At 47.5% G+C, this 13,562-nt stretch carries 6 protein-coding genes; 3 read left to right on the forward strand and 3 right to left on the reverse strand.

Annotated features, from left to right (window positions below; translation table 11 throughout):
- The first annotated feature begins 42 nt into the window (after positions 1–42).
- The gene (locus F1728_RS24270) at positions 43–516 is read left to right on the forward strand and encodes a response regulator transcription factor (protein ID WP_155366237.1); all 474 of its coding nucleotides are present in this window, start codon (positions 43–45) and stop codon (positions 514–516) included.
- Between the two features lie 944 nt (positions 517–1,460).
- Positions 1,461–3,203 (forward strand): putative bifunctional diguanylate cyclase/phosphodiesterase, encoded by a 1,743-nt coding sequence (locus F1728_RS24275; RefSeq protein ID WP_155366238.1) that lies wholly within the window; start codon positions 1,461–1,463, stop codon positions 3,201–3,203.
- A 339-nt stretch (positions 3,204–3,542) separates the two neighbouring features.
- On the opposite strand, the gene F1728_RS24280 is transcribed toward F1728_RS24275, so the two are convergent.
- The 3 genes from F1728_RS24280 to F1728_RS24290 all read right to left on the reverse strand — a co-directional run bounded on the left by F1728_RS24280 (position 3,543) and on the right by F1728_RS24290 (position 9,055).
- Positions 3,543–4,184 (reverse strand): hypothetical protein, encoded by a 642-nt coding sequence (locus F1728_RS24280; RefSeq protein WP_155366239.1) that lies wholly within the window; start codon positions 4,182–4,184, stop codon positions 3,543–3,545.
- Between the two features lie 228 nt (positions 4,185–4,412).
- A complete protein-coding gene (locus F1728_RS24285) occupies positions 4,413–4,835 on the reverse strand; it encodes a hypothetical protein (protein ID WP_155366240.1) in 423 nt (140 codons plus the stop codon).
- A 1,412-nt stretch (positions 4,836–6,247) separates the two neighbouring features.
- Complete coding sequence (locus F1728_RS24290; protein WP_155366241.1) at positions 6,248–9,055, reverse strand: PAS domain-containing sensor histidine kinase; 2,808 nt, start codon at positions 9,053–9,055, stop codon at positions 6,248–6,250.
- A gap of 1,327 nt (positions 9,056–10,382) precedes the next feature.
- Between F1728_RS24290 and F1728_RS24295 the strand changes: the two genes are divergently transcribed.
- Complete coding sequence (locus tag F1728_RS24295; RefSeq protein ID WP_155366242.1) at positions 10,383–13,562, forward strand: DUF1553 domain-containing protein; 3,180 nt, start codon at positions 10,383–10,385, stop codon at positions 13,560–13,562.

Here is a 13,562-nt window from a genome sequence, read left to right on the forward strand (position 1 = left end):
AATTCCCAGCCATCTCGATCAACATTGCGAGAAATCCTGGTGATGCCTGATATCTGTGGGATTGAAGCGATGGAACTGATTCGCAGAAAGGGTGTGTACCATCCGGTCGTAATAATAAGCGCTTACGGTGATATCGAGAAAGCGGTTTCCGTAATCAAGCTGGGTGCCTGCGACTACCTGGAAAAGCCCTTCGACAAAGAGAGATGCATTAATGCGATCGAGTATGCAATATCGCAACTGGATGCTGACGGAATTCTTTCTGATGCAGACGGGTATGAGTATTTGAGACTATACGACAGGCTGACCCGACGGGAAAAACAGATCTTTCAACTGATTGCAGACGGGCAGACGGGCAAGCAGATCGCAAATTCGATGTCGATCAGCTATCGCACCATGGAGAAGCATAAGGCGAATGTGTTGAAAAAACTGGGGGGCTCCAGTGTGACTGAGATTGTGCATATTCTCTACAAAATTAAAGACATGCCTGCATATCAGAAAGACGAGAGCAGTCCCTGAAATTGGGGACCCAGATTTTGGAGTTAGTTTAGGGAGTATGTCCGTAAAGCTCCATCCGGCATAGCTCCCAAAGCTATTCTATCTACAATTCGCCACAAGGGACCATAGTGTTCAAGAACGACTGTAACACCGTTTGCAAAATTGGCAGCGGTGACGTGCCCCCTTCCCTCGAGAGATTGCCTCATACACAGCGTTCTGCTCACGTTCAATCTAACCCCTATCAATCTTGGTCTCGAGTAATAGTAGTTCGTCGGTTTCTGGGTTTTCTATTACTGCCTCGCCTGCTTCTGCTCCGCTTCAACTGGTACAGAGTTGGGGGCAAGGTCAAAAACAACTGAGCACTAAGTCGTGACTGGTATCATTCGTGGGGGCACGTCACGCTCTTCAAAGCGATAATTTCCTCATAGTAGAAGTTACCCACACGATGTCAGTTCCCTCGTCAGATATTGTTACAAAAATCATTTGGCTACGTGACTTAATGGGCGACAGTCTTTTTTAAACGCGACATAAAATTCCATTTTCCAATTATCAAAGAGGCGATTCCATATAGTGCAGGAAGTAATCTGGTTGACTTCAGAGCCTGCGGTTCTATGCAGAAATCAAGGCTCGTAGTTCTGCCCAAACAGGCATGTGATATTTTCTGCTGTTGAACGGTATTCTATGGTGTGGATATTACCCAGTTTTTAATTACTGCTCGTATCATTTAAGCCCTACAATTCGTTAGGCCGGATGCAAAATCTCCTGATTCTAAAAGAAAATCCTAATCACATCTACTTATTTTGATTTGTCTATGAATTCCAAGCTAGGTTTATCTCGCACTTGAGAAACGAATTATTTGAAGTGCGAATAGAACAAAATATCTCTCGATTACCCTCACGATCAAAGTGACGAGGAATCGTACTGCAGTAGGTAAATCAAGCAAGAAATAATAAAGGTAGACAAAGGTGATTAAGGTCAATACTGAAGTTCGCAGTGAATTGATTAGTTCTGGATTAGCTTGTTCACACGCGTTTCGCGATGCGGTGTATGAAGCAGGGATCGTCGCAATTACTGATGTCCAAGGAAGGATTATTGAGGTGAACGATAAATTTTGTCAAATATCCGGTTACACCCGCGACGAGTTAATCGGTCAAAATCACCGTATACTCCGTTCTTCAGAGCATACTACCGAATTCTTCCGCGACATGTATCGAACGATTGCCAGAGGTTTTACCTGGCATGGCGAAATTTGTAATCAAGCCAAAGATGGAACGCTATATTGGGTAGACACAACGATTGCCCCTATGTACGACAGTCAGGGGAAACTGGAAGGATACTTGGCCCTACGGATCGATATCAGTGAGCAGAAATGGATCGTGGAGCATTTGGAGAGGCTCGCTTACCATGATCCGCTGACCGGTCTTCTCAACCGGGCCGCAATCCATAATTCTATCCAGAATACAATCGAACGTAATGCAGGTAATCACTTTGCTTTGCTTTTCATAGATGTTGACCGTTTTAAACTTATTAATGACAGCTTCGGTCATGAACTCGGAGACAAACTGTTACAGAAGATCTCTCACCGATTGCGCAAGGCGGTACGTATGTCGGATACAATCCAAGCAGCGCGTCTGGGAGGGGATGAGTTTGTTGTGTTACTCAATAATCTTACTTCTCCCCAGGATGCGACTCTCGTCGCGGATCGATTGATGGAAACTCTTTCGCAACCATATGAATTAAGTGGCCATAAAATTTACTCTAAGGCCAGCATCGGTATTGTGACCAGCGAACATCTCTCGGAGACTGCAAATGAAATGATTAGTAGTGCCGACCTCGCTATGTATGAAGCAAAAGCTTCCCAAATGGGCCGTCCGTTCGTATTTGATCATAGACTTCGCGACAAAGCCCAGAAGCGACTTTACATTGAAAACCAATTAAGAGATGTAATATCACGCGATGAACTCACACTTTTTTATCAACCGATAATTGAGTTAGAATCGGGGGCGTTGAAAGGGGTAGAGGCACTCCTCCGCTGGTTTCACCCGGAAAGTGGTCTCATTCTTCCCACTGAATTCATTCCTACTGCGGAAGAGATGGGCATGATCATACCAATCGGAAATTTTGTTATTGATGAGGCGTGCCGTCAATTCGGTGAGTGGCGAAAGTCATTGGAAGAGCACGCGCCTGCGAATCTGCATGTGAATGTCTCCCGCAAACAGTTAGAGCAGCCAACCTTGGTTGCGGTTGTAGAACAAGCGATTCATAATTATGCGATCCCCCCGGAATCTCTCCATCTTGAAGTTACCGAAAGCGTTATCATGCACGACAGTCAGACATCAATCCAGACGCTTAATCAACTGAGTAATCTGGGAGTGCATATTGATGTAGACGATTTTGGTACGGGATATTCATCTTTATCCTGCCTCTGTGATTTACCAATCGACGTAATCAAGCTAGATAAGGAATTCATCAAGAAATCAAAACGAAGACGTGAAGGAAAGCTTATCAAAGCCTTGATCACTCTAGCAGATCAAGTTGGTCTGGAACTGATCGCTGAGGGCATTGAAACCCCTGAACAACTGAAATTCTTGCAGCTGTCAGGATGCGAATACGGACAAGGTTACCTCTTTTCCAAACCTCTTAGTGCGGAAGATATGGAACTATCGATTCTCAATTCAAAGTGCAACTCATCGCTTCTGAAGAAATAATGCTCAAGGCTGTGCAGTATTGAATGGCATTGGGTGATTAAGCTGATTGATGAAAGTCGCAATCAACACAAAGTTGTGCCAACAGCAGGAAGGTACAGGAGAATCTGCTAGAATTTAGAGAGTGTAAAGAGAAGCAAACCTGTGAGAGTTCTTTTCTTGACCGATAACTTATTTGCATGTTTGGAAGAATTCCGAGCTACTCTCGTTTTAACAACCGCAACCAGCAAATGCATGAAATCAGGATATAACCTGTTTGGGATATTTAGAAGACGTCGTGCGAAGACGGTCTTATCTGTGGAAACGTGCTATTGCCCATTATAGCCCAATTATAGTTTATAATCAAAGGCTGTTACCGCACAGTATAGATACAAGACTCTCAGTATCCACATCACCATAAAGATTCTGAGAGATTGGAGTGACGACAGAAACATTAATTTCAGGGAGCAATTCCACTGCTGGTGCCAGGTCGATCAATTCATAGCTTTGGGGAGTTTCAAGGCCCGCTGCCTCAGTGGCGCTATAGACAATACACCTGAAAGTTTTACGAAACGCGTTCTTTAGACTATCGACGGACCATCTCGAATAATGTAGGTTCGTGCGATTTGTGACTGCGTTTCTGATATGAATTGTAGGATCCACCCAGATCAAAACTGTATTCTGTTTGATGGTGGGATCTTTTTCTCTGACATAAGCAGAAATTGCTGTAGAAGAAAACTGCCAATGATGAACGATGGTGTCACATGATCCGTCACGGCTTTCAATTAGCGAATCGATATCTTTCTTGAGGTGTGACAGGTCTCTTTTTAATTGTGTGCTTACAGGGTCGGGATATTTGCAATTTCCAACAAGTCCAAATCGATTCACAAAGTATTTCTGCTGAGCTGTCAGTTTATCAAGGGCCTTTGGATTCGCTTGTTTCAACTTTCGAATTAAGTGGTGTTTACCGACTGCAGAATATCCGCAAATATGAATAATCTTCATGACCGGAGATTCTCTTATTCATCAATCGATTGAAGAGTTAATGCTGACACAGCGTTAAAAAGGCCCCTGAGGGTTTACAAAGCTCGGGGCCATCACCTGATCTACCAGAATCTGCATCCCTGCTGACTGAGTAATAGTCTAAAATATCAGACAGCATCTGCATTCCATAACTAGAGCAATGTCGGTTATGCACCAAAATAAGAGAACTATGTTCTAAATGACTCCTATTCAAAAATAATCATTTTCGAACAGAAATTTTAAAACGATACCGTGATTCAGGTCACACCACTCGATAAAACGCAGCAGCACTGGTCGATCCGTTTCGAAGTGGAGAAAATCATACCGACCTTCGCCTTCCATAAATTCATTTTCATGTGACAATTGCATGTAATCTGAGAGCTCTAGTAATTCAGCTTTTAACTTTTTGAAGAAATCTCGATCTTCCTGATTCTCCGGATCTAAGTAGAAATCTTTTTTGTCATCATCCTGATGACCTAGAGTTTCAAGCTGCTTCCCAATTCTTGAGAAATGGTTCTTCAATAAATGCACACACTCTGAAGGGAGAACAAATAGCAAGGCATCCTTTTTTTCTGTAGAGGCTGTTTTTGGGGGTTGTGTCTCTTTCCGAAAAATTAATTTGATGAGTTTCATAATCTTTGCAAATGAGGCTTTTTGCTCAGTCTACAAATGAGGCTTTTTGCAGACTCGATATAAAAATATATTTCTTTTACGGTTGCACATCTCCTTGAACTAGGGCCTGAATGTAGCAGTGATTTGTCAATTACACATAACTTCACCAAGGCATAATTGTATCTACATTCTTTTATGGGATGATGGGGGATTTTCCCCGGTAGGATAATTTCTCAAACATGCAAGCATCTTTACAATCGGTCAGATCAACAAAGGGCACTCAAAATTGTTAGTGACCGTGCCCGTCGGGTACAAAACACTGTCGCCAGTTAAGTCCAATAACTAATTGATCTTTGAAGACAAAATCTTGTGAAAGAACTGACGTGAGTCATGGCAAGTACGCCGTGAAAGACTGTTGGTTGTGATTTTCCGGAACAAACGCACGTACACTTACCGTGAAGAAAAGACTTGTACTCGAATCGATCTATGCCGCAATCCGCTCGTACGACCTTATCAGTCCCCCGCGGTGTCACAGCTCGTTTCGGAGAGAAATCGCAGGCCCAGAGTGTTTCCGCATGAGCTTTGCGAAACTGGGCCCAGGTGCCGGTACTTCGCTTCGGCCCGGGCCCGATACCTTCTTCCTAGAGGATATTTTCACATTCTGACGGCAGCCCCGGGGGATGCCGAGTTTCCGAAGTTCATCAAGGATGCGAGTAAAGCCGAACCCCGTTTCACGGGCGATCTTGAGAATCAGTTCTCGCAGCACGACACTCTTTCCTGGCCGACCGATAGTCTTTTTCTCCCGGCCTCGTTTCTCTTCCTGTAACCAGCGATGAAAGGTCCCGGGAGTGAGGATCGTGATCAGTTCGTTGATCCCTTTTCCGAGCGGCTTGCCATATTTCAGGAGCTTCGCACGTTCGTTAGGCTTTATATGAATTCCCCTGGGGGGCACGGTCCCGCAAAATCCGGTTCGCGTTTTTCAAGTAGAGGACGTATCAGGCCAGCAGGCTGTCGGAAGCAGTCGTAATTAGAGTCAGCAGTGGATGAAAAGGTTGAATCATCTTGGTAAAATGAGTCTCGGTGGTAACATACTGTGAAATAAGGAGATGTCATTTTATTTGTACCCCACTGAGACACAGTTCACATTCGATGGACGACTTCTTTCCGTGCTCTGCTGAACCCTCTCCGACTACAGGCCCGCAGAGTTGAGGTAGCTCACCTTCGATACCGGTGTCGCGGATGCCATTAAGCTACTCCAGAAAAGTTCGAAAGCGGTGAGTTACCTCATAAATCACCATAGTGGCTTGAACTTTTGGTAGCTACTTTCGTTTCTAGGCTCCCTGAATCAGCTCGAGTAAAAGTCTTTACGAATAGGGTTTCGTACGCGACGGGGCCACCCTGTCAATGAAGAGAATTGAATTATGCAAAAGATATTAACACTCATCCATCTCACTACAGGGCAGAAACACATCAAACGAGGCACCACGATCCGACTTCGGGTTGAAACAGATTTTGCCCCCTGAAGCCTCCACCAGCGAGCGACTGAGCGACAGGCCGATTCCCAATCCGCCCTGTTTATTGGTCGTGAATGGCGTAAACAGTTGCCCGACAAAATCGTCAGGCACTCCGGGACCGTTATCAGAGACGGTGACCCGCACCATGAATTCGCCAGCCGGCGCAACTTCAATTGTCAACCTGCGTGATACAGGCATCTCGGACATCGCGTCTATCGCATTTATAAACAGGTTGGAAAGCACCTGCTCAATCTGCACGCGGTCCGCATAGACCACCGACATTCGGGATTCGCCGGCCATCTGCACATCGATCTGCTTCTGACGCAATTCATATTCAATCAACTGCAGGGTGCTGCGAATACTGTCCAGAATGTTAAACCGCGTCAGTTCCAGCGGCCGCTTCTCGGCCATCGATTTCAACCTGTGGACGATATTCCCTGATCGGTGGGAGAGAGCTTCGATCCTTTGCACCAGATCTGAAACATCCTGTCCCTGCTCAATACGAGACTTCATCGCGGAACTGTAATTCGCCATCGCCGTCAGCGGTTGATTCAGTTCATGGGAAATACCAGCCATTAATTCCCCCATGATTGACAGCCGCGAAGCATGTGCCAGAATATCTCGGTATTCCTGCGTCTTGCATTCAGCTTTATGCCGTTCCGTGATATCCTGCACCGTCCCATGCACACCTATAATCTCACCTGCAGCATTTCGTTTCAAGGCTCCCCGTTCATGTACATAGCGGACTTCCCCACTAGGCCGGATGATGCGATGCTCGATACTGTAGGGCAAATCATATTCGATGGTTTGGGCTACAGCGCTATCGACATAGGCTCGATCATCAGGATGGATCGTTTCAAGAAAATCAGGATACGTCGGTTTGAATGAATTCGGCGTCTGTCCAAAAATCCGATAGACTTCCTCTGACCACCAGAGCAAATCACCCGCGATATTACACTCCCAACTGCCCACATGCGCGAGTCGCTGCGCCTCGGACAGTTTTTCATATATCTTGTTGAGTTCAATCTCTGCAATTTTCTGTTCGCTGATATCTTCAACTATGACCAGAATCTCATCCTGCAGGTAAGGCTGCACTCGCGCCCGACACCAGCGCTGCAGACCCTTTATCGTCAGCGGATAATCAATCGACTCTTTTTTCCTTTCACTATGCACCCGCTGAATGACTTCAGTAAACGGTAACCTGATTTCTTCGAGAAGCAGTTCCGTGAACTTACTACCTGTCGACAGATCCCTGTCGGAAAACAGATACTCCCGATGTCTGCCGTTGAAGTTAACGATCTCTCCCTCGTGGTTGATTACCAGTACCTTGTCAGGCAGTCCCTGAAATAATGCTTTCAACTGGGCCGTTTTCCTGGCCAACTCCGAGGTATGCTGCCGCACCCGTTCTTCCAGTTCCTCGTTGACTTTGAGAATCGCGTCCTCATCCTGTTTTCGCCGGGTGATATCATCAATAATTCCCACCAGCCGCGTCACTTCACCCTGATCGTTGTAAACGGGAAAAGAGCGAGATTCCAGCCAGCGGATGCTCCCATCCGGGTGCACTACCCGGAACTGGGGAAAGTTCTTATCCGAAAAATCACCATGAATTTTCCGGTTCATGCTTTGTAGCAGCGACTCCCGATCATCTGGGTGAATCCGTTCCACCCAGATCCGCGGATCATCGTAGGCACTCTGGCAGGTCTGTCCCCAGAACTCTTCGTATTTCGGGCTGAGATAATAGATTTTTTGTATGTCAGCGGAACTTACCCATAGCAACTCATTGATGTTCTCAGAAATCTGGTGGAAGATCTGTCGATTTTGACGAAGCATCTGCTGCTCTTCCTGGCGTTCTGTAATGTCAACTGCCACATTCAGAGTCCCGATATTTGTTCCTGACTCATCCTGCAAAATCGAAAAGTGCCAGGCGATCCGTTTCAACGTACCTTTGAAAGTCAACACATCATTTTCGTAATATTCGACAGGCTGAACGGCTCCTTGTTGAATCATCCGTTGAAAGAAATACCGATCTTCTTCACGGCGTTCTGCCGGCAGAAAATGGTCAAACCAATTCCTGCCGACAATATCGTTCTCGGCCGCTTCCATGAGTTGACAACCATGCTGATTGATCAATGATACCTTTTCATCAGCATCGACGACCAATATCATTTCGCGGACCAGATTGAAATACTGACCGGCCAGTTCTGCTTCCTGCCCCCGACTGGACTTAGCCGTGCGACGTTCTGTTGTGACTGCCAGCAACTCTGTAGCCTTCCCTGAAACGTCACGCTGACAACGCCACTTCACTTCTACCGGAATCCGTTTGCCGTCCTGATGATAATGAACCGTCTCCTGGGAATAAGACGAAACCTGCTCCTCTGTCAGCTGCTCCAACGCGCGGCGGCAGGCATCACGATCTTGGTGATCCGCGACAAGATCAGTATAATGCCTGCCTGTGAGTTCTGCTTGCGGATACCCGTGCAACGCTGCAAAAGCTGGATTCGCCAACAGGATCGTTCCTGTCAAATCGCATTCACAGATCGCACATGGCAGGGCATCAATCAACGAATGCGTCGAGTCTGATTGATTATTAGACAGCCCTACGGGCCCTCGCGAAGCGGGTGTTATTTCTCCAGCATCGATCCGGCGATGTTCCTGCTCCAGTTCACCGACGCGGCGGCGGAGGCGGCTTACTTCTTCCATAAGATCCGACGTCGTAGCGTGTGGCATGATTTCCTTTCAATCCACTCAGGTTCAACTTTAATAATTAAGACTCAAGCTCCACTATCATAAGCAGGCTGGATTAAATTTAATCAGACATCACTTAGACCAGGGAACAAACACGAAACACTGAATTCTCAAAAAACCTGCTAATACCGCTGGCACATTAACCCGAGATTTCCCATTTGGGTTGAGCCTGGAATCACTCCAGGCACATTTTGCTGACCATATTACATTGGCTCGCCCCTCGCGTCTATCGCCTGCTGAATTCTATGCAATTTTTCCGTCCCGGAAGCCGCAACACTCTCAGCCAGTCGGCTACTGGCTCGCTATTGCGCCCTGAAAACTGCAATCGGCGCGTAGTTTTGGAGCGGGGTGGTCAGCATCAGAACCTGTCATTACGCATGTGATTGGGCCTGTTACCAGCGCAATTCATGAGCCCTGCCGATTTGTGTCTGACCACGATTATCAGCTTAACTAAATTGCCAGACTTATAAATTAAGTCAACGTTCTCTTTGCAATTTAGGCGACTGGCATTCCCATCCAGACGTTATTGGGAGCCTTAGAAACATGACTTTTCGAGTTTACGTTGGAGAGCAAATAGTCGGACTGCAAGTGTTGATCATCCCCCTGATGCTGATTGCGTCTGGGGGACCAGAGTGGGAACTAACTGGGGGCAATACGAAATTCGCTGTGAATGGTTCTGCAGTTTCTCTGGGATATGATCAATGCAGATAATCACTTTTGAATAATCTAGAATAAGTCCTGTGATTACTTTCTTGAGGGTGGGAGGCGTTTTAATGTTATCAAACTCAATCAAGGTATTGTTCCCGTTCTCTGAAGAGAGCATGGTATAAACCTGACCTTGCCCCCTTAACCGGAACCAGAACTTGATATACTTAATCAGGATTCTGGACCAATTGAGGAGGAGGCGATCATACCCACCAAGCGTCATTCATCCGAACAGATCATTTCGAAGCTCAGGGAAGCGGAAGTCCATCTTGCCCAGGGGAATCGTCATCCCCTGGGCGAGATGGACTATGGCTTCCCGTAGTTTGCGAAGTTTTCAGACCAGGCATGCCTGGTCTGAAAACCATTATTCACTCGCAATCCAATTATTGCAGAGTTGAGGACAAGGTCGGCTCATTCCCCAGTCAGCATTCCGCTTTCATTAGAAATGCCTTGACAATCGTCTTAAGGCAAACCTAGGATTTAGAGAACGATCATTCATTTGGGCCCCACCTGTTCTCCTCGTTCTGCGATGTCGCAGTTTCAGTATTTCTTGAGACGCACCAGGATCGTTAATTGTGTTCAGATTTGAAGGACATAATTGAGTATGCGCACGCTGCCTCGCTCCGGTCTCTTATTATGGTCAGGTTTTCTCGCTCTGACGATCAATGTCTGTCGGGCGGAAAATGATCAGACGCTGAAGTCCGTTACCGCTCCTAAAATTGATTTCAGCCGCGATATCCGACCGATTCTTTCTGATAACTGTTTTCATTGTCATGGTCCCGATCCCAAACATCGTGAAGCAGATCTGCGGCTGGACCTGGCAGAAGCAGCGAAAGCAGACTCGATCGTTCCCGGGCATGCCGATCAGAGTGAATTTTATAAGCGGATCAGCAGTACGGACCCTGATCTGAAAATGCCTCCCGCTGATTCGAACAAAAAGTTAACTGCAGAACAGACGAAAATGCTCAAACGCTGGATCGATGAAGGAGCCGAATGGACCAGTCACTGGTCGTTTATCGCTCCGGAAAAATCAGCATTACCTCCCGTCAAAAACAGCCAGTGGGTGCGGAATCCCATCGACCGGTTTGTCCTGGCTAAGCTGGAGTCAGAGCAACTGCAGCCATCCAGAGAAGCCAGCCGTCGCACTTTGATCCGCCGACTGACCTATGATCTGACCGGTCTGCCTCCCACCATTCCCGAGATTAATCAATTTTTGAATGACGAATCTCCCCACGCTTATGAAAAACTGGTGGACCGTCTGTTAAGTTCTAAAAAGTACGGCGAACGCATGGCTTTGATGTGGCTGGACGCAGCCCGCTATGGTGATACGAGCGTGTATCACGCTGATGGCCCGCGCGATATGTGGGCCTGGCGCGATCGCATCGTGCAGATGTATAACGAAAATATTCCCTTTGATCAGTTTTCCATAGAGCAACTCGCGGGAGATTTGCTGCCCAATGCCAGCCCTTTGCAAAAAGTCTCTTCGGGGTTTAATCGAAATAATGGGACAACCGATGAAGGTGGTCTGATTCCGGAAGAGTACCGCGTTGAGTACGCCGTCGACAGAGTGAAAACGACGTCCACGGTCTGGCTGGGACTCAGCATGGAATGTGCTCAATGCCATGAGCATAAATATGATCCGATTTCACACGAAGACTATTACCGCTTCTTCGGGTTTTTCAATATCAGTGCCGACGCTGGTAGTCAGACGCGGAACGGGAATGCCAAACCAACAGTCGATCTGGTGGATCCGGAAAAACAGAAAAAACTGCCGGCGACACGTGGCCGCATCAAAGAAAACCAGGAGCAGATCGCCGCGCATCAAAAGGCAGCCGAGCCTCAGTTTGCAGCCTGGCTGGCGGCCAAAGAAAAAGAACAACATGCAGCGTCATCCGCAATAGAAGGGCAGATCCTGCACTTCAGACTTGATGAAGGCAAAGAAAACCAGGTTGTTGATCAGGTGGACCCGAAACGCAAAGGGACTATTCATGGTAAGGCGGACTGGGTGAAGTCTCCGTACGATCAGGGGATTCACTTTGATGGCACAACCTATGTCGATCTGGGGGAGGTCTGTGATTTCGAACGCACCGATTCATTTTCCTACGGTGGATGGATCAATCTCGACCCGAAAGGCTCCGGTGCACTTTTAGCGAAAATGGATGATGCCAGCAGTTTTCGCGGGTACGATATTCTCATCTCAGGCGAACAGATCTCGGTGCATATCATCAATAAGTGGCCGACGAATGCCATTAAGGTGACGACGAAGAAAAAACTCAAACCTTCTACCTGGCAACATGTGTTTGTGACCTACGATGGTTCTTCCAAAGCCAAGGGCGTGAAAATCTATGTTGACGGCCAGTTGTGGGACTGGAAGATTGAGCAGGATCGCTTAACGGAATCCATCCGTACGCCAAAAACGTTACTGATTGGCAGCCGACATCCCAGTTCCCGATTGAAGGGAACCATCGACGAAGTCTCTGTCTTTAACCGGGAGCTCAGTCAGTCTGAAGTAGAGACACTCACAAAACAACTGCCGATTACAACCATCCTGGCGGTCTCGCCTGAGAAGCGAACGCCGGAGCAACAGCAGCAGTTGCGCAACTACTATCTGGAACGGGAAGACGCAGAATACATTGCGTTGCTCAAGAAAAAGCAGGAATTAAAAGCAGAGGAGACCGAACTTCTCAAACCACTGACGTCAGTCATGGTCATGGGAGACATGCCCAAGCCTCGGGATACATTTATTCTCGCTCGTGGTGCTTACGATGCGCCCACCAAACAAAAAGTCGAACCGGGGACACCAGTGGTTTTACCGCCGATGCCCAAAGACGCCCCCCAGAACCGCCTGGGTTTAGCACAATGGCTCTTTGCCGAGAATCATCCTCTGACAGCGCGCGTTGCCGTGAATCGGTATTGGCAAATGTTATTTGGGACGGGGCTGGTCACGACGCCGGAAGATTTCGGTTCGCAGGGCGCTTTCCCCAGTCATCCGCAATTACTGGACTGGCTAGCCGTTGATTTCAGGGAATCCGGCTGGGATGTCAAGCGGATACTCAAACAAATGGTGATGTCAGCAACTTATCGGCAGACATCGGATGTCTCGCGGGCCGCCTATTTACGAGATCCTGATAATCGACTGCTGGCACGCGGTGCACGTTTTCGATTGCAGGGAGAAATGATCCGCGACTGCGCACTCCAGATCAGCGGTTTGCTCAACCCCAAAATGGGAGGTCCGGGAGTCAAACCCTATCAGCCGCCCGGACTTTGGAAAGAAGTTGGCTTGGGCGGAAATCCCATATTCGTCCAGGATCACGGCGAAAAACTGTATCGACGCAGCTTATACACCTACTGGAAACGATCGGCGCCCCCTCCGTCGATGCAGATCTTTGATGCACCAACACGGGAAAAGTGTACGATCCGAAGACCGCGCACGAACACGCCTCTGCAAGCCTTAGTCACGATGAATGATATCCAATATGTGGAAGCGGCCCGTCATCTGGCAGAACGCATGCTGAAAGAAGGGGGAGCAACCAGTGCCGAACAGGTGGGGTATGCCTTTTTACTGGCAACAGCCAGAGAACCCCGATCAACAGAAAGAGAAGTGCTGCTGGATGTTTATGATGAAAGCCTGAAACACTATCAGGCCCATCCTCAAGCGGCTGAAGAACTGCTTAAAGCCGGTGAGTCGCCCCGCGATAAAAATCTGAGTGTCACGCAACTGGCGGCCTGGATGGTCGTGGCCAACATGATTCTCAATTTAGACGAAACTTTAACTCGTGAGTAA

This window comes from Gimesia benthica, from assembly GCF_009720525.1.
GTDB classification, from domain to species: Bacteria; Planctomycetota; Planctomycetia; order Planctomycetales; family Planctomycetaceae; genus Gimesia; species Gimesia benthica.